Annotated in this window: 17 protein-coding genes; 11 read left to right on the forward strand and 6 right to left on the reverse strand. The window is 42.3% G+C overall.

Annotation, left to right across the window (positions count from 1 at the left end):
* Nucleotides 1-23: 23 nt before the first annotated feature.
* Both mgrA and ACX0G9_RS24630 read left to right on the forward strand, forming a co-directional pair.
* Nucleotides 24-1016 (forward strand): L-glyceraldehyde 3-phosphate reductase, encoded by a 993-nt coding sequence (mgrA, locus tag ACX0G9_RS24625; RefSeq protein ID WP_459067627.1) that lies wholly within the window; start codon nucleotides 24-26, stop codon nucleotides 1014-1016.
* Between the two features lie 290 nt (nucleotides 1017-1306).
* Entirely contained in the window at nucleotides 1307-1768 is a 462-nt protein-coding gene (locus ACX0G9_RS24630; protein WP_459067628.1) for a peptidase associated/transthyretin-like domain-containing protein, read from the forward strand.
* A 214-nt stretch (nucleotides 1769-1982) separates the two neighbouring features.
* On the opposite strand, the gene ACX0G9_RS24635 is transcribed toward ACX0G9_RS24630, so the two are convergent.
* A complete protein-coding gene (locus tag ACX0G9_RS24635) occupies nucleotides 1983-2201 on the reverse strand; it encodes a hypothetical protein (protein ID WP_459067629.1) in 219 nt (72 codons plus the stop codon).
* Nucleotides 2202-2312: 111 nt separating this feature from the next.
* Here ACX0G9_RS24635 and ACX0G9_RS24640 point away from each other — a divergent pair, with 111 nt between their 5' ends.
* The 5 genes from ACX0G9_RS24640 (at nucleotide 2313) to ACX0G9_RS24660 (ending at nucleotide 9251) form a co-directional block, all read left to right on the forward strand.
* On the forward strand, nucleotides 2313-2567 hold the full coding sequence (locus ACX0G9_RS24640; protein WP_459067630.1) for a hypothetical protein: 255 nt from the start codon (nucleotides 2313-2315) through the stop codon (nucleotides 2565-2567).
* Nucleotides 2568-2577: 10 nt separating this feature from the next.
* Nucleotides 2578-2730 (forward strand): hypothetical protein, encoded by a 153-nt coding sequence (locus tag ACX0G9_RS24645; RefSeq protein WP_459067631.1) that lies wholly within the window; start codon nucleotides 2578-2580, stop codon nucleotides 2728-2730.
* Between the two features lie 124 nt (nucleotides 2731-2854).
* Nucleotides 2855-3175 (forward strand): DUF6660 family protein, encoded by a 321-nt coding sequence (locus ACX0G9_RS24650; RefSeq protein WP_459067632.1) that lies wholly within the window; start codon nucleotides 2855-2857, stop codon nucleotides 3173-3175.
* Between the two features lie 327 nt (nucleotides 3176-3502).
* Entirely contained in the window at nucleotides 3503-7942 is a 4440-nt protein-coding gene (locus ACX0G9_RS24655) for a CusA/CzcA family heavy metal efflux RND transporter (RefSeq protein ID WP_459067633.1), read from the forward strand.
* Nucleotides 7943-8012: 70 nt separating this feature from the next.
* On the forward strand, nucleotides 8013-9251 hold the full coding sequence (locus tag ACX0G9_RS24660) for an efflux RND transporter periplasmic adaptor subunit (RefSeq protein ID WP_459067634.1): 1239 nt from the start codon (nucleotides 8013-8015) through the stop codon (nucleotides 9249-9251).
* A 296-nt stretch (nucleotides 9252-9547) separates the two neighbouring features.
* Here the strand turns inward: ACX0G9_RS24660 and ACX0G9_RS24665 are convergent, their stop codons facing one another.
* Nucleotides 9548-9871: a DKNYY domain-containing protein gene (locus tag ACX0G9_RS24665; protein WP_459067635.1), complete on the reverse strand. Its 324-nt coding sequence runs from the start codon at nucleotides 9869-9871 to the stop codon at nucleotides 9548-9550.
* Between the two features lie 44 nt (nucleotides 9872-9915).
* Complete coding sequence (locus ACX0G9_RS24670) at nucleotides 9916-10269, reverse strand: hypothetical protein (protein ID WP_459067636.1); 354 nt, start codon at nucleotides 10267-10269, stop codon at nucleotides 9916-9918.
* A 308-nt stretch (nucleotides 10270-10577) separates the two neighbouring features.
* Here ACX0G9_RS24670 and ACX0G9_RS24675 point away from each other — a divergent pair, with 308 nt between their 5' ends.
* Both ACX0G9_RS24675 and ACX0G9_RS24680 read left to right on the forward strand, forming a co-directional pair.
* Nucleotides 10578-11300, forward strand: a complete 723-nt coding sequence (locus ACX0G9_RS24675) for a Fic family protein (RefSeq protein ID WP_459067637.1) — start codon at nucleotides 10578-10580, stop codon at nucleotides 11298-11300.
* An 11-nt stretch (nucleotides 11301-11311) separates the two neighbouring features.
* On the forward strand, nucleotides 11312-12019 hold the full coding sequence (locus ACX0G9_RS24680) for a carboxypeptidase-like regulatory domain-containing protein (protein ID WP_459067638.1): 708 nt from the start codon (nucleotides 11312-11314) through the stop codon (nucleotides 12017-12019).
* 43 nt (nucleotides 12020-12062) lie between these two features.
* On the opposite strand, the gene ACX0G9_RS24685 is transcribed toward ACX0G9_RS24680, so the two are convergent.
* Nucleotides 12063-12749 (reverse strand): ArsR/SmtB family transcription factor, encoded by a 687-nt coding sequence (locus ACX0G9_RS24685; protein WP_459067639.1) that lies wholly within the window; start codon nucleotides 12747-12749, stop codon nucleotides 12063-12065.
* Between the two features lie 76 nt (nucleotides 12750-12825).
* Between ACX0G9_RS24685 and ACX0G9_RS24690 the strand changes: the two genes are divergently transcribed.
* Both ACX0G9_RS24690 and ACX0G9_RS24695 read left to right on the forward strand, forming a co-directional pair.
* The gene (locus ACX0G9_RS24690; RefSeq protein ID WP_459067640.1) at nucleotides 12826-13713 is read left to right on the forward strand and encodes a DMT family transporter; all 888 of its coding nucleotides are present in this window, start codon (nucleotides 12826-12828) and stop codon (nucleotides 13711-13713) included.
* Entirely contained in the window at nucleotides 13710-14198 is a 489-nt protein-coding gene (locus ACX0G9_RS24695) for a gamma-glutamylcyclotransferase family protein (RefSeq protein ID WP_459067641.1), read from the forward strand. Before ACX0G9_RS24690 ends, ACX0G9_RS24695 begins: the two co-directional genes overlap by 4 nt.
* A 2-nt stretch (nucleotides 14199-14200) precedes the next feature.
* Here the strand turns inward: ACX0G9_RS24695 and ACX0G9_RS24700 are convergent, their stop codons facing one another.
* Nucleotides 14201-14839 (reverse strand): hypothetical protein, encoded by a 639-nt coding sequence (locus tag ACX0G9_RS24700; RefSeq protein ID WP_459067642.1) that lies wholly within the window; start codon nucleotides 14837-14839, stop codon nucleotides 14201-14203.
* 546 nt (nucleotides 14840-15385) lie between these two features.
* A complete protein-coding gene (locus ACX0G9_RS24705) occupies nucleotides 15386-17290 on the reverse strand; it encodes an alpha-1,3-galactosidase-related protein (protein ID WP_459067643.1) in 1905 nt (634 codons plus the stop codon).
* Nucleotides 17291-17371: the final 81 nt, after the last annotated feature.

The following is a 17371-nucleotide window of genomic DNA, read 5'->3' on the forward strand; positions in this document are numbered from 1 at the left end:
TTTGATCTTCAATCATTTCAGACATGAGTTATACACCCAGCCCTGCGCGTTATCAATCCATGCAATACCGTCGTTGCGGTAAAAGCGGTCTTCAATTACCTGCCATATCCCTTGGTCTCTGGCATAATTTCGGGCATGTGGACGTACTGGAAAATTGCCGGAATATCCTGCATCTCGCTTTTGACTCAGGGATCACCCATTTCGATCTGGCGAATAATTATGGGCCTCCCCCCGGATCAGCAGAAGAAAATTTCGGAAGAATACTGAAGGATGATTTTCATGCATACCGCGATCAATTGATCATTTCTACGAAAGCCGGTTACTATATGTGGGAGGGGCCTTACGGGGAATGGGGATCGAAAAAATACCTGGTATCCAGTCTTGATCAAAGTCTCAAACGAATGGGACTGGATTACGTAGATATATTCTATCATCACCGCCCGGATCCGGATACTCCCCTCGAGGAAACCATGTCTGCATTGGACCTGATCGTGAGACAGGGAAAGGCTCTATATGTTGGATTATCGAATTATCACCCCGCCGAAGCAGCCAAAGCTATTCAGATTCTTCGCGGGTTGGGCACTCCTTGCCTCATTCATCAACCGAAATACTCCATGTTCGAACGTTGGGTAGAAGAGGAAGGGCTTTTGGATCTTCTCGAAAAAGAAGGTGTTGGCTGTATCCCATTTTCCCCGCTGGCGCAGGGATTGTTAACCAATAAATATCTGAAAGGTATACCTGCTGATTCCAGGGCAGCCAAACCGGAGGGATTCCTTCAGGAAAACCAGGTCACCGAAGAAAAAGTGGGCAAAATACGCCAGTTGAATGAAATGGCTATTAAAAGGGATATGACGCTGGCTCAAATGGCTCTTGCCTGGTTATTAAAAGACAAACGGGTGACTTCTGTGCTGATTGGAGCAAGCAAACCTGCCCAGTTGGCCGATTCTCTGATGTGTCTTAACAATACCTGGTTCAGCGAAGGCGATTTAAAAGAGATCGAGAATATTCTGCGCTAAAGACACCTTATCAATTTGGATCACCCTGGGTTGAGACAAAGAAAGAGCCACCTAATGATAAATAGGAATAATACCCCGTAAGATATTGATAATCAATTAGTAAATGATAAAATTTAATTTCATGATTTGGTATAGGATGCACTAAAACAAATATATTTATTCTACATTCGAGAGCACACTCTTTCATCGGGACGGCCGGTCAATACTTTTTTTTCTAAATTGTTGTTTTTAAATTGTTTAGGAAATGGCATGGGGCTTGATTCTTAATAATAAATCAAACCACCCACCCCTTGAAACAACGATTTACTCTTTTCCTCGCCTTTCTTCTTCTCTCGGCAATTGTCCGTGCAGAAAAGGAACCCAAAGCAGCATTGGCCCAGAAGATGTCCCGTCTGGGTGGTGTACAGTTCAAATTCAATAATCATGTTTCCAATCTTGCCCACAAAGATTCGGTTTTACTTATTTTCGACCGCTGCGATCATACCGGTGCCGGGGTGATCTACCAGATTTTTTATATGGATCAGGATGGCAACATTACTATTCCTGCCATTCGTGCGGGAAAATATTTTGTAACGATTCAATGCCTGGGTCTGCACAGAGATCGTATGGAGAAAGTAGTTACGATCAAATCGAATAAAGGTCAGAAAGTAAAGATCAACCTTCTGGACTCAGAAGTTTTTTCCAAAGAAAATGTAGTTATTCCTGTTTTTCGCCCCGATTTTTCCGACCTGGCTGTCCTGAAAAGGAAATAAGATCTCCATATCTGGTCCAGATCACATACCCCTCTACCTTCCATATCCTCCTGTTTTTTCTGATTTTTCTCCAACATCCTGCTCCATTTGATTCATCTTTTATTTAGTTCATCCGATAATTGGTTCATCCATTAATTTTTGTTTTTTTCGGATCAAATCAATCTTAAGATTCGTAACGGTAATAGTTCCCCAAAAAAAAGGATACCCGCCACAATTAAAAAAAACCGGACAATAAGAACAAGGCCCCCGCCAGCACACTGAAATACACTATTCCGAAGATTACGAGTGTCAACTTCAGAAAATCGCACATTTTAAGCGGCAGAACGAATAACAATATGCCTTTGTCCAGTTCCAGGGGAGGAATGGATAAAACCTGACGGTTACCGTAAGACTTTTTTACTTCACAAAATTGTAACATACTACATAAGTCCATGCACACCCTATTTTATTACATATGTGGAAAATAAAAATTTGTTCGGTTCATAAACTTTGTACCTTGCTATTGCTATTGAGGCGAAATTTTCGGACCCTAATAATAAAGGTTATGACACGTGAAGAAGGACCCAGTGCGGAACAGGTAAAACAAAGGATAGAATATTACAAAGAGAATTTAAGATTTTTGAATTCTTTTTATTTGCCTGTTGTTTCGGGGATGGCTGCTTTGTATTTTGCTAGTGATACAAAGGAAATTGGATTCAGATATGGTTGGATATTCAATGGAGCACTTATGGTGGTTGTTTTAACCTTATTTAGGCAAAGATTGGTCAATAGTATAAAAAAACAAATTGAAAAATTGTAAAATGGCAACCATGGACACAACATCAGCGATTTTGTTCACCATCTTCCTAAATATGTTATTGGTATTATTAATCATTGGCTATGTTCAACAAGGCAAGGAATTGAAAGAAATGGAAAGGGAAGACGAGGAGATAGCTAAAAGAAATCGGCAAAAACAAGGATGAAATAACCTGAAATACGGCTTATGTTCATCAAAATACCTTCCAAAAAAGTCCTCAAAAATGCAACGACATTGTCATTTTTGAGGACTTTTTCTTTTATTGTCCTGATAGGGCTTACCTTCGTGTAATGAAGCGTTTTGGATTTTTTATGGCTTTTCTCCTGCTGACCTTAAGTTGTATGCCTTGCGGCGACGACTTTTTGTCGGTTCCAGATGGGAAAACCCGTAGCGAAATTTCCAAGCGCCCCCTTCGGAACCAAGATCATAAAGATACCGATACCTGTCCTCCTTTTTGTCAATGCTCCTGTTGCGCTACTTTTTCCATTAATGATGGTATACAAGCCGTCTCCATCACTGACCAGGGCGCACTTCCGAATTATTATTCACATTTATCTTTCAGGGTACAAAAAATGGCCCTTCCCATCTGGCAGCCGCCTCAACTGGTTTAATCCATTTTTTTGTTTCAAGAATTATTTTCGGATTATCCCAAAAAGGATTTGCTGCGTATCCCCAACAGGATTTTCAGATTATTCACAGGATGAAGGATGATTTTCTGATTAACCTTGCAGGATTTTCAGATCTTCCACAAGTTATTCTTGAGACCCACCTGAATTTTCACAGCATTTGCCTTTCCCTTAACGACTTCCTTTTAATTGTTCAGACTTTGTAGATCCCTTTAAGGACCATCCTAATGCGTATTCCTTTAAAAAGGATTTCCTGATGAACACTTCTGCGGAAAGGCATAAGTTATTAGCAACTCCTTTAATGGTTAAACTATGTTTGACAGGATCATCCGGTTCTCTATTCAGAATAAATTTATTATAAGTGCCTTGACCGTTTTATTAATAGCCTGGGGTATTTTTTCCTTATCCAGACTGCCTATCGATGCTGTACCCGATATAACGAACAACCAGGTACAGATCATCACCCAATCTCCGGATCTGGGTGCACAGGAAATAGAACAATTTGTTACGGCACCTATAGAACTGGCCATGGCCAATATTCCCCAGGTAATTGAGAAACGATCTATTTCCAGATCCGGGATCTCGGTGATCACTCTTGTTTTTAAAGATAATGCCGATATATACTGGGCCCGCCAACAAGTGAGCGAACGGTTAAGAGAAGCCGAGAAATCCATTCCAAAGGGAGGAGGAGAGCCTTCACTGGCACCTATTACCACAGGTTTGGGAGAAATTTATCAATATGTTATCCGGCCAAAGGCCGGGTATGAGAAAAAATTTACGGGGATGGAACTGCGGACCATCCAAGACTGGATTGTGCGGACTCAATTGGCAGGTACCGAAGGGGTGGCGGAAGTTAGCGGATGGGGAGGGTATGTCAAACAATATGAAGTAGCCGTGGATAATGAACGGCTTCACGCCCAGAACATTTCGATCACGGAAATAGTGAACGCCCTGGAAAAGAACAATGAGAATACCGGAGGTTCGTATATCGAACAAAGGAACAATGCCTATTTCATCCGGGGCATAGGCCAGGTAAGATCGTTAGGCGATATGGAAAAAATCCTGGTAAAAAATGCGAACGGGGTACCCATCCTTATCAGGGATGTCGCCAGGGTACAATGGGGAAGTGCGACCCGGTATGGTGCGGTGACGAGGAATGGTGAAGGCGAAGTTGTCGCCGGAATAACCCTCATGTTAAAAGGGGAAAATTTCAGTACGGTAATAGAGAACGTGAAAGACCGGATGAAACAGATTCAGCAGTCCCTGCCGGAAGGAGTGATCATTGAAGCCTTTATCGACCGGACCGAATTAGTGGGAAGAACGATTCACACTGTTAAACGGAATATGATCGAAGGGGGTCTCATCGTTTTATTTGTACTGGTACTCTTATTGGGGAATTTCAGGGCTGGTTTACTGGTTGCCTCCGTCATTCCGTTATCCATGCTTTTTGCATTTGGCATGATGCGTTTGTTTGGCGTCTCGGGTAATCTTATGAGCCTTGGGGCCGTTGATTTTGGTTTGATCGTGGATGGCGCGGTGATCATTGTGGAGAGTGTAGTGCACACCATAGCCAGGAACAATAAATATCACGGGAGTGGAGTGATCCGGCTTTCCCAGCCGCAAATGGACAAGGCTGTTTTCGGGAGTGCCAGCAGGCTGATGAAGTCGGCAGCATTTGGACAGATTATCATCCTGATCGTTTACCTGCCCATTTTATCCCTGGTCGGGATAGAGGGCAAGATGTTCAAACCCATGGCCCAAACAGTCGCCTTTGCTATAATCGGTGCTTTTATACTTTCCCTTACCTACGTACCGATGATGAGCGCCCTTTTCCTCAATAAAAAAATCAAGACAGACAGGAATATTTCCGACCGGCTTTTGACCATTGTTCAGAGAATATATGAACCAATCCTGAAAAAAGTATTGAACTGGAAAAGAACCACGGTGGCCATCGCCATAGCCCTTTTTATAGGAAGTCTTTTTGTTTTTAACAGGCTGGGAGGGGAGTTCATTCCTACGCTGGAGGAGGGCGATCTGGCGGTTGAAATTTCCATGATGCAGGGTACTTCGTTAACACAGACTATTGCCTCCTTTACAAAAGCGGAAAAAATACTCAGAGACCGATTCCCGGAAATCAAACAGGTAGTGACCCGAATCGGCAGTGCCGAGATCCCTACCGATCCCATGCCGATTGAACGGGGAGATATGATGGTATCCATGCAGCCTAAAGAGAAATGGATTTCTGCAAAGACCCGGGAAGATATGATCAGTAAAATGGAGGAAGCGCTTGCTGTTCTCCCTGGAATCAGTGTAGAGATCACCCAACCGATGCAGATGCGTTTTAACGAGCTGATGACGGGAATAAGACAGGATGTAGCCGTTAAGATCTATGGGGAAGACCTGGATATCCTGACCGAACAAGCCGAAAAAGTAGCAAGGCTGATTGCTCCTGTTGCGGGTGTAATGGAGCCTTATGTGGAAAAAACGAGCGGACTTCCCCAGATAGCCGTAGAATATGACCGGGATAAGATGGCTCAATATGGCCTGAACATTAGTGAGGTTAACCATATACTAAGAACAGCCTTTGCAGGAGAAGTTGTTGGTGTTGTATTCGAAGGAGAAAAAAAATTCGATATGGTTGTCAGGTTAAGGCGGGATTTAAGAGAAAATAGTATAAATATTGAAAACTTATATGTTCCGCTTCCATCAGGAAATAAAGTGCCATTGAACCAGGTAGCGGCCATTACCTTTAAGGATGCTCCGGCACAGATTTCCCGGGAAGATGGCAAACGAAGGATTTATGTAGGTTTTAATATCCGTGGGCGGGATGTGGAAAGAACCGTATCGTCCATTCAGGCCATTATGGCCAAACAATTGAAATTACCGGCAGGCTATTATTTAACCTATGGCGGGCAATTCCAACATTTAAAAGAAGCAAAAAAACGATTGTCCATCGCCGTACCCGTGGCCTTAGCCTTTATTCTTTTCCTGTTATTCGTTACATTCAGAAGTATCCGGCAAATGCTTCTCATCTTTACGGCAGTTCCCTTATCGGCGATAGGCGGCATACTGGCCCTATGGTTAAGGGACATGCCATTCAGTATTTCAGCGGGAATCGGGTTTATCGCTTTATTTGGCGTGGCCGTATTAAATGGGATTGTACTCATCGGTTATTTTAACCAATTAAAGGAAGAGGGTATAACGGATATCTATGAACGGGTCATGGAAGGTACCAGGTCAAGGCTCCGGCCGGTAATCATGACAGCAGCAGTAGCATCTTTAGGTTTTTTACCAATGGCCTTGTCTACAAGCGCCGGCGCCGAAGTCCAAAAACCCTTGGCGACGGTAGTGATCGGGGGCCTGATAACAGCAGGATTACTTACTTTACTGGTACTGCCCTGTCTTTATTCCTTTTCATCCGGAGAGAAAAAAGGGGGTAGAGAAAAAACTCAGCCGGCAAGTCTGATGGGAATAATGGTATTGGGGCTTGCATTTTTGAGTACTATTCCCGCAACGGCGCAGGTAAATGACCCATTGGCAAATAAAATGAACCTGGAAGGACTGATCGACTCAGCCAAAAACCGTAATCTCCGGTTAAGGCTCGCCATCATGGAAGTACAACAAAACAAAGCACTGCAGTCGACTTATTTTGACCCGGCCAAAACCAATTTCCTCCTTATTCAGGATCCTACCAGCGGTGGCAATATCGATAATGCCATTGGTGTCTCCCAAAGTTTTGCCATGCCTGGATATTATAAAAGACAGAAAGAGATGCTGAACCAGCAAACTATCCTGGCAGACAAATTCCGTCATTTGACAGAAGCTGGGTTAATCAGGGAAGTAAAGCTGGCCTATATCAGTTACCTCTATGGTCTGGAAAAGATCCGTCTTCTCCAATACCAGGATAACATTTACCGGAATTTTTCCACCAAGGCTGCCCTTCGGTACCAAACAGGAGAAACCTCCAAACTGGAAAAATTAACGGCGGAGAATAAATACCAGGAAATTCTGTTGATTAAAAAAGAGGCGGAGGAAGACATTGAGGTATCAAAATTGGAGCTGCAACAATTATTGAATACCAGGGAACCTATTCTGCTGGCTGATACCACCTTACCGGTATGGTCAATTCCGGTTGAAGCGGGCTCGACATCGGACTCGATATCGGACTCCACAACTCCAGGTTCCGGATTAAATTCCGAACACCCCTTATCGGATTATTTCAAACAGCAGGTAAACGTTAGGACGAGTGCTGTAAAATGGGAGAAGGCCAGAATGTTACCCGAATTCACCTTGGGTTACAGCCACCAGCTGGTTTTATCCGGATTCGACCCGGCTAAGATAAACCGCAGCTATTTCACGGGCACCCGGATGGCAGGTTTCCAGATTGGCCTGGCCGTTCCATTATTTAATACGGCGGGAAAGGCAAGGGTAAATGCCGGCAGGGTAGGTGTTTCCCTGGCAGAAATACAACGCGAGCAGGCCTCCCTGGAATTACGTACACAGGCAGGGGCCTGGGATCATCAATATCAGAAACACCGGCAAACACTTCTTTATTATCAATCCATAGGTTTAAAACAGGCAGACGAACAGATCCGGATCGCCCAATTCGCATTTGGTAAAGGAGAGATCGGGTATATAGAATTTATTCAAAGTATTGGATTGGCCATACAGAGCAAACTACAATATTTGACAGCCCTTCAACAATATGATCAGGCCATCATCCAGGTTAACTATAGTAAGAACAGAAATTAACAGGAATAAGAATTAAAAAGGGTTGTATGCTGAAGGCATCCAGGACCTAAAAAAAATTAAAAAATAACAGATGAAGCAGTTTAAAACAAGAATAATCCTACATGTCATCTTTATAGCCTTCTTAGGTGTTTTATTATCTGCCTGTGGCAATCCCAGCGAAAAGGTTGATCCGGAAAAAGACAATAAGAATAAGGAAAGGGAGAAGGCAAATCCAGCAGAAAAGGGAAATTCCCCGGGAAAATCAAGCCAGGATCCTGTTGCGGAGCTATCCGATGAACAGATAAAAGCAGTGGGCATTACCATTGGAACGCTGGAGAAAAAAAACCTCCATGCCGTTGTTAAAGCAAGCGGTCTGTTAGCCGTACCACCGCAGAACAAAGCGGAGGTCAATGTGTTGCTGGGGGGAATCATTCGAAAGATCTCCATCCTGGAAGGGCAAACAGTCCATAAAGGTCAGGCTTTGGCCTGGATGGAAAATCAGGAATTGGTGAAAATACAACAGGAGTATCTTACCCTTAAGAACGGATTTGTTTTTACACAGGAAGAATTGAAACGTCAGCAGGAATTAAATGAGGCGGAGGCGGGAACAGGAAAAGTTTTGCAGCAGGTACAAGCTCATTACCTGGCTGAAAAAGCAAAACTCTTCGGCCTGGAAAAACAAATGCAACAACTTGGCATAGACCCATCTTCCGCGGCAAAGGAGCACTTTGTAACACAGGTGCCCGTCCTGGCGCCCATAAGTGGCACCATTGGGCATATCTCCGTTAATACCGGGACATTTGCAGAACCAGGCAAACCGTTAATGGAAATCATCGATAACTCGCAGATCCATTGCGACCTGATCGTCTTTGAAAAGGATCTTTTTAAAGTCAGGATAGGACAAAAAGTAAACTTTTTGCTGACCAATCAGGATAACCAGGAGATCCGGGGAGAGATCTATGGTATCAACAAATCCTTCGAGGATGAAAGCAAAGGAATAATTGTTCATGCGATCATAAAAAATGCAGTCCGCTATAAACTCATTCAGGGGATGTATGTTACTGCATTGATCGATGTAGGAAATCAACTAACGACGGCCGTTCCGGTGGATGCCGTGATCCGCTCGGAAGGCAAACAATATATATTCATCGTGGATTCCACTATGGCTGGGGTCACCCGGTTCAAAAAAGAGGAAATTTACACAGGAGTATCCGAATTAGGATATGTAGAGATAATTCCATTGGTAACTTTAGCTACGGATACTAAGATCATAAACAAAGGAGCATTTTATCTTCAATCAAAGCTGAAGGCGGCAGGTGATCAGGATTGAAAGTCGGAAACTACAATTTTTAAGAAATTAAGCTATCATGATAAAAGAAGGCTGTAAACACCTGATTTAGTGATAATTGACAACGAGATGTTGTAAATCAAACTTGCGTTGGAGCCTAATTTTAAACATAACAATTTGTCTTATAATTAATATTATGTTAAATAGCGATTGATGATATAAAATTCATATCCCAGGACGCCTTATCCAATTAAAAGGCGCCCAAAACACGTTTTTGGGCGCAATTGCTTTCAGGAAATATTACATTGAGTTATAAGTAAACCGGGTCTAGGTTGATTTCATTCTCTAATTTTGCCAAATTCAAATTTGTCCTTAAAAATGTAGTTGCCAAAAAATGTGAATGAATTAGGGTCAATTCCTTTCATTTGAATACCATCAATAAATAATGACTTCTTGTCCTTGCCAAAAGTAAAATTACAGTCACATTTCAAGTCTAATGATTGAAACGTTTTGCCTTCTGCACTGTCAATTAACCATTTATTGTCCCCACTCCCTTCATTCCAATAAATGAAGTAAACATTACTACCTTCTACTTTATACTCTCTCTTGCAACTACAAAGCAACACTGAAAGGAATAAAAATATTCCGAAGCGATATGTCATATGTTTTAATAAGTTTAAACTGTGCCTATAACCATTTCCCCATTTCAGACATGCGCATCATCATACAATTTTATTTGTCTGAGAAGCAGTTTAGTGATCTCCTTCACTGGAATATCTTCATTCGGATCGATCGCGATTGTCTCATATTTATTTTTTCTCCTGGCTCCTTCCCGTAATTCGAGCATGCTGCTGTCGGTGACGATCCCGAAGAGCAGCCGCTTCCGATTAACCCACAGAAAGGCCAGTTTCTTCTCTTTATAATAGAAGAATGGTATCTGATAGGCCCGTCTATGACTGATCTCCAGTTTGGTAGAAAGAATAATGCTTTTTAATGCCAGAAGACAACCCTGGACGGGTTCGGGTTGTTTCAGGTAATAACTTTCCAGTTCACGATTCATGATGGGTAATAGTAATACATTTGGCTACTAATAAAATTATTGATAGCCAAATGTCCATAAACAAAGCCACATTTGGCTATCAATATATTCCCCAAATAAATGTTCATGAACGCAGTATCCCAGCCGTCTTTCTGAAGCTTCCAGCGAAAATCCGTAGATTTGCCATGTTAGATCCCGCCGCGCTCTTCTTCTGAAAAGCATCCCACGGCAGGCTTCTTATTTAAAACCCTGTATATTTAAAAGATGTCATTTGTGAGGGTTATCCCTTTACAAATTCATATATTTGATTATCAGCAGATTAGCAAACTATGGCGGATGATATTTCCATATTATTGAGTCGTTTTAAGGAATTGAACCTGCAGGACGTTTTGGATCACGAGAAATTCAACGAATATTCCATCGTGCATCATTCGTCCAGCATAGAAGGATCCACTTTAACTGAAGTAGAGACACGATTACTTTTGGAAGAGGATATTACGCCAAAAGGAAAGCCTTTAATGCATAGTTTAATGGTCAAAGACCATTATGCTGCACTTCGGTACGTATTAGACGCTGCGGCTGTAAAAAGAGCTATTACTGTTGATTTCATCCAACATATTAATGCACTGGTAATGAAAAATACCGGGAGTGTTTACAATTATACCACGCAACTTGTAAAACGGTTGGAAGAAAACCTTCCTAACGTCAAAAGCGACGAAGAGCAATTGAAACTCTCATTTACAGCGCACTTTGATCTTGTTTCGATCCACCCTTTCTATGATGGCAACGGTCGTACTAGTCGGCTCCTAATGAATTACATCCAGGCTTATCATGGGTTGCCCCTGGCAATTGTATTTAAAGAAGATAAAACAGATTATTACGTGGCTCTTCAAGAAACAAGGAAACAAGAAGATATTCAAATTTTCTACACTTTCATGTTCGAGCAATACATAAAACATCTTGAACAAGAAATTTCCACTTATTCCCAAGCTATGTCCCCCAAAAATGAGCCGAAAAAGGGAAAAGGAAATGGTTATTCGTTTTTTTTTTAGTTTATTCTACTATGAGACAAATTATTTACCTTTTATTCTTCCTGCTGCCCGGTTTTACGGGCTTGGCCCAACAATACCTTACCGGAAAGGTCCGCAAAAAAGAAAATCTGGAGATCCTGAGTTCAGTAAGTATATATAACCAGACCCTTCGGACGCATAAACTATCGGACGAAGAAGGCAATTACAGGATTATAGTACAGCCAGGCGATACCGTGATTTTCTCCTCCGTCGGCTACCATGCGGACACCCTTAGAGTATCTGCGAAGATGCTGGGCGCGGAGTTTCCCATCTTGCTGGAATTACGGCCTGTTTCCCTGGAAGCGGTCACGGTAGGGAGTCTGAGCAATTACCAAATGGACAGTCTGGAGCGCAGACAGGTATATAGTTGGATCTATGCGCAGGAGCCTCAGCCGGTGGTCGAGCGTCAGCGTCAGGGCGATGGAGTTGGCATCGAGCTGAATGTTATACCCCACGGTTCTTCCGAAGTCCGCCAACGCCTGAAGTTAAAGAAGCGCCTTTTGAAGGAAGAGGAGCGGCATTATGTAAACTTCCGCTTTTCGCCCGACTATATTTCCCGTCTCACGCATCTCGGGGGTGACTCGCTGCAACAATTCATGGTGCGCTACCGTCCTACTTATGATTTTTGCCGGGAGGCCGCCAACGTAGATATCCTGGTTTATATCAACGACAGCTTCAAAAAATTTGAAAAAAAGGAATAATAATAAGTCTCTCCGGGAATGCGGGAAAAAAATCCAGAGGAGTTCAAAGCTCAATATGAAAAGCCTTTGTCATTTCCTTTCTACCCTCCCCTGTTATAATCAGGATCCTGTTATGTCTCGTTTTTCTTATCCAGTTTTTTTCTAACAGGCTGTTTAGTAAGGCGGCACCTAAACCTCCCGACAAATGAGGGGCCTGTTCTGTCAGGTCTATACACTTCAAGGCAAAAGGTCTTCTTCCTTTTCCAATCGTCATTATATCAATATCAAAATTCTCCAGCCATTGAAGACCTTTATTGGTGACAATAAACGATTTTTCCTTTTCTACTACCAGTTTTTGTTTAATTAAAGACCTGGTTATGCCAACACCTAATCTTCCGGCAATATGGTCATAACAAATCCGGGCGTTCTTCATTGCCATATATTCAGTGGAAAAATGATCCGTGTCCGTCTTTTTTAAAGCTACGAGATTTCTCAATGCTTCGATAGTGGTCGTTACTTCATGTTTTGCATAACGATAATACCTGCATTTACCTTTTTGCTCGACTTTCAAAATACCGGCTTCAACCAATTTTTTTAAATGGCCACTGGCTGACTGTGGAGTTATATTGGCTGTCATGGCAAGCTCACCTGCGCTAAGTGTACCTGCATCGAACAATTGCCAAAGCATGGAGGCCCTGGAGGGTTCTCCGATCAGTGAAGCAATTTCCCTAAAACTGTTAAATGCGTCCATAGTTCATTTTACACCGAAGTAAGGCTGATTAAAGATAACTATTTTTATGAAAGGCTAAATCAATATGAGCATCTTTATGAGCAAATTCGTTTTATTTTGTATTGCATCAACGGTTATATTATGGGCTTCTACTACTGTGGGGATAAGGAAGGTAGTATCGGATTTTTCGCCTTTTGAATTACTATTTCTCCGTTTTGCCATAGCATCCATAGTATTGCTGCCTGTTGCCTTTTTTTCACGCATCAGGGTCCCCGGGAAAAAAGACTTTTGGAGAATATCGATAACTGCCATTATCGGTATTGGGATTTGTAATATATGCCTGAACCTTGGTCTGAGAATAATGGGCGCAGCTACTGCCAGTTTTATAGTTAGTACCGGGCCGATATTCGTTGCCATTTTATCTGTATTATTTTTAAAAGAAAAAATTTCGGTTCCGGGATGCATTTTTATATTAATCAGTTTTTCAGGAATTGGGATCACTATAATTGGAGAAAACGGAAGACTTCAAATTTCTCCTGGCATTTTTTTTGTGCTGTTATCCGCCCTGGCACAGGCCGTTTACATTGTTTTTCAAAAACCGCTATTGGCAAGGTACAGTAGTGTTGAAATGGTTTGTTATTCCATATGGATTGTTACCCTGGCACTGGCCCCTTTTGAATGGGCAAGTATAGGAGGATTAATCCAGGCAAATAAAACAACTCTGTTCGCTGTCCTATACTTAGGGATATTCCCAGGGGCGATTGCCTATTTGGCCTGGGGATTAGTACTTTCGAAAGTATTAGCGTCAAGGGCAGCTCCTTTTTTATTTATTGTCCCGTTTTTATCGATCTTAATCGGGTATTATTGGATAGACGAATTACCAAAACCGTTGGCTATTGCCGGTGGAATTGTTATTACGTTGGGTCTCTTTTTCTTTTACAGATCTGAAATAAAACAAAGCCATGAAAAAACGCAAGATATATGAATGACCATAAAAATTACTGGGAGAATGACCCTGTGCATTTAAATTCCATATTGGAGCAGATCAATAATTCACCGGCCGGTATCGGAAATTTAATGACCATTCCTGGATTGAATATTCCCGGATTGAATAAACTACTGGGGTTCCCGGAACACAAACTTTTTGTTTATGGCAGCTTGCAGCCAGGGCGCGAAAATCACCATATGCTGAGTGATGTAAAGGGAGAATGGATGAAAGGATATGTTACCGGGGATCTTATTAACCAGGGTTGGGGAGCAGATATGGGGTACCCGGCCATGATCTGGAACCCCGATGGGGAAAAAATAAACGGCCAGTTATTGATCTCCAAAGAATTATTGAATCATTGGCAAAGGCTGGACGAATTAGAGGGTAAGGACTATAAGAGGATACTCATACCGGTCTTCTGCGATAAAAAAATACAAGTGGCCCATATTTATTCCGCCTCCATTTCAAATTTCCCACAATAATTCTATTCACTTTTGTCCAATGGCTTACAGTCATTATTATAAACGTCAAAGATATTATTAAGATAATTCCCATTCTTTCTTATCGCCTTTCTCAATTGAGCATTACTCTTATTACACATCTCCACAGACAAAGGGCAATCACTGACCAGCTTTTTTATTGCATCCTGCCCCGGAAGCGGGGTCAAAGGTCCGATTTCTCCTTTTTGTGAATATTGGTCGGTTCTTGTATAAGATCTGGTATGGGTAAAACCGCCATGATCTGTAGTGGTTGTTGTCACATCCGTGAAATCAACGTATACATTTATTTTTCCATGCACAATTCTTTTTATGTAGGAATTCTTTAATCTTCCATAAAATGTTCCATTTTTCTGATATCCTCTAACTTCTGTAATCCTGAATTTCTGATCATCGATTTTTATCTGGTCCTTTAACAATATTCCTGACTGCCAACCTATTTTTTCGCCATAGATTTTTGTTCCATCGTTCATAATGAGATAATTTCTTTTATCGGAAGGGTCTTCTACTTTGTTGCTGTAATTAAAGGCCCCGTAATGAATTTTATTCACTGCGGAAGAGAGGGCAAAAAAGGCAAATACAACCAGGCAACAGGAGGAAAGAAAATTCTTTTTGTCTTTTGACATGATTTAGGGGATGGGGGTTAACATTAAAGTTTTGAAAAATGTATTCAGTTTTATTGCGATGATAAATGACAGCATATAGGTAATAATATCCTTAATATCCCCGGTTCCGGCTATTCTGTGATAGAACTGTAGCAGCTCGTAACCGATGGAAAAAAGAAATACAACGGCTATCCAGGTAATATTAATTTCCCGGTCCCAGATAATCAGGATAGCGGAGATAAAGGAATATGCCCATAGGCTGTCGGGCAAATAATTTCTAACGAGAGCAGGGATAAAAATGCTTTTTCCTGTCCCATATATTAAAAAGCCAAGCAGAAGAGGCAAAATGATGTTTAAAGATATATCTGATCTTTTACCAAAATTCATGGAATGAAATATGAGTACCGGATTTTGTCAACGGGAAATAGGTGACAAGGTCAATTCCCCTGGTATGAGCCGATGCTGTATAAAGTTGGATAAAAATACTAAAATTGTCTTGTGAACCAAATATAAATATCACATATACAAAACTACTAACTTATTTTACGGATGAAGTCTGCCTAATCATCAGAATTTTAGATTCTCCTGCTTTTCCAGTATCAATTGTCCCCTACCCATGGATTCCAGTTTTATATTTCGACCGGGGAAATCCGCATCTATCCTGTTATTACGGATGATCACTTTCTGGCAGGAAACAAAATGAAAGCTGGCTATGGAATCGCCGGAAAGAATGTCTTTTACTGCAAAACTTCTTTCTGTATTAAAAAACCGGGAATAGGTAATCGTGTTACCGGAAAAAGTTAAGCCATCTACCGAATGTGCGGTAAGGACCGGGGCGCTGTAACAATAAAACAGGTTATCCATGATCCGGATATTCCGGTGTACCGGCGAAGGAGTCAGTTCATGATTTTCCGGAGCGATAGCGATGGTATAGTTTTCCGGTAATGAATTATGTCCGCATTCCCTGAACCTGTTATGACGGATCAACATATCGTCGACCGGACCGGATTCATACCAGCTCAGGGCATCGTCTGCGATCAAAATTGCCTGCATACCCAGCCTGATGAAATCATTGTCTTCAATCACCACCTTCCTGCGGGTGGTCACCAGGAGGCCCCTGGTATTGGTGCCGGTAAAAAGACAATTCCGTATGGTTAAATGAGGAGTCCAGGTCGTATTTTCTATTACATCACCCACTTTTACCGAGCCTGGAACAGGTTCCTGCATAGTTACCAAAATTTCCCTGTCTGACAAACGCCTGGCTGTATTGACCTGGCCGACGGCGAAAATTCCCAGGGTCGATGGATGAACAAAAGTGACCGAATCTTTTTGAAAAAACGCCATAAAACCATAGGTCTGCGGATGCATGAAACGAAGGATCAATGCATGGTCAGCAACCTTTTTTACGATTTGCAGATGGGTTCCATGGACATTGACAGCGTCATCATGCAAGCCATTAAAACGGCAATGGGTAAGACTGATCTGTCCTTTGCACCCCGAGAAATGCATGCCGTCCGCAAAAGAGGCGATCCAACGACCACTCCCCTTTCCCGGCTCAACCGCCACGCTATCCATGGTAAGGTTTTCCGAGTACTGGCTTACAATCCCCAACCCATGCATATAATGCATCTGAACATTTCTGAGGGTTATATTCCGGCTGGACACGATAAAGGCTCCCACTTCATCCCTCACCGGATCTCTCACCGTGAACACATTCCCTGGTTTGTAACGGGCTGAGTCAAACGAGCCGCGAAATAATAGCCTGTACGGGGACAGTACGGTTATTTTCCCTTCCATCAATTTACCATATTCCTCATTGGCATAAAACAAAGCATGCGTGGTCGTATCGATCCGGATACAATGGTATTGGTTTGTACGCCATCCTTCCCCATACCAGGTTAGCCGGCCACTATCCAACCGGTACCAGGAATCAGGATGGATCTGCACTTCCACGGATGCCGGCGTAGATTTGGTGATCGTGAATTCCGACATGGTCGGCCGTTCAAAATCCATGGCCAGATTGTGCAGACTGATATTGGTACAATGATCCAGTGCAAAAGTGATCATCTTCCCATGAAACATGAACAGAGATCCTTCTCCCTCTATCAGAAGATCCTTCATCCCTTCCAGCAACAGGCCAATCGTTTTTATCCTGGAAGGACATTCGGATTCAGAAGAAGTATTACTGATAAAGTACTCCTTCCGGGTGCCACTGTCCGCGAAAAAATCATAACGACCCTTTGGGAAAACCAACGCTGCATTGGATTTCCCCTTACAAGCCAATAATGCATTCCTTATGGCGGCTGTCGCATCCTTCCTGCTATCGGGAACAGCCCCGAAATCCGTTACGACAATTCTATTGGTGCTTTTCCCCATATACCTGCTTCCTGCCTTTTGTGCTTTTGCCATAAAAACGAGGCAAACAGCTAGCCCGATCAATAATACAGGTCTTAAGATTTTTCTTGACATCATGTTGAAAGGGTCGTTTAGAAAACTCCTGCGTATAAAGTACGCAGAACCAATTTTGTACAAGAGTACAATAATAGCCCTTCA

This window comes from Flavitalea flava (genome assembly GCF_054461575.1).

Coding starts and splice junctions, on each gene's coding strand:
- ACX0G9_RS24645 (WP_459067631.1), top strand. CDS start 2,578: ATGGACACAACATCAGCGATTTTGTTCACCATCTTCCTAAATATGTTA.
- ACX0G9_RS24635 (WP_459067629.1), bottom strand. CDS start 2,201: ATGGACTTATGTAGTATGTTACAATTTTGTGAAGTAAAAAAGTCTTAC.
- ACX0G9_RS24660 (WP_459067634.1), top strand. CDS start 8,013: ATGAAGCAGTTTAAAACAAGAATAATCCTACATGTCATCTTTATAGCC.
- ACX0G9_RS24705 (WP_459067643.1), bottom strand. CDS start 17,290: ATGATGTCAAGAAAAATCTTAAGACCTGTATTATTGATCGGGCTAGCT.
- mgrA (WP_459067627.1), top strand. CDS start 24: ATGAGTTATACACCCAGCCCTGCGCGTTATCAATCCATGCAATACCGT.
- ACX0G9_RS24690 (WP_459067640.1), top strand. CDS start 12,826: ATGAGCAAATTCGTTTTATTTTGTATTGCATCAACGGTTATATTATGG.
- ACX0G9_RS24695 (WP_459067641.1), top strand. CDS start 13,710: ATGAATGACCATAAAAATTACTGGGAGAATGACCCTGTGCATTTAAAT.
- ACX0G9_RS24700 (WP_459067642.1), bottom strand. CDS start 14,839: ATGTCAAAAGACAAAAAGAATTTTCTTTCCTCCTGTTGCCTGGTTGTA.
- ACX0G9_RS24665 (WP_459067635.1), bottom strand. CDS start 9,871: ATGACATATCGCTTCGGAATATTTTTATTCCTTTCAGTGTTGCTTTGT.
- ACX0G9_RS24650 (WP_459067632.1), top strand. CDS start 2,855: ATGAAGCGTTTTGGATTTTTTATGGCTTTTCTCCTGCTGACCTTAAGT.
- ACX0G9_RS24670 (WP_459067636.1), bottom strand. CDS start 10,269: ATGAATCGTGAACTGGAAAGTTATTACCTGAAACAACCCGAACCCGTC.
- ACX0G9_RS24640 (WP_459067630.1), top strand. CDS start 2,313: ATGACACGTGAAGAAGGACCCAGTGCGGAACAGGTAAAACAAAGGATA.
- ACX0G9_RS24680 (WP_459067638.1), top strand. CDS start 11,312: ATGAGACAAATTATTTACCTTTTATTCTTCCTGCTGCCCGGTTTTACG.
- ACX0G9_RS24685 (WP_459067639.1), bottom strand. CDS start 12,749: ATGGACGCATTTAACAGTTTTAGGGAAATTGCTTCACTGATCGGAGAA.
- ACX0G9_RS24655 (WP_459067633.1), top strand. CDS start 3,503: ATGTTTGACAGGATCATCCGGTTCTCTATTCAGAATAAATTTATTATA.
- ACX0G9_RS24675 (WP_459067637.1), top strand. CDS start 10,578: ATGGCGGATGATATTTCCATATTATTGAGTCGTTTTAAGGAATTGAAC.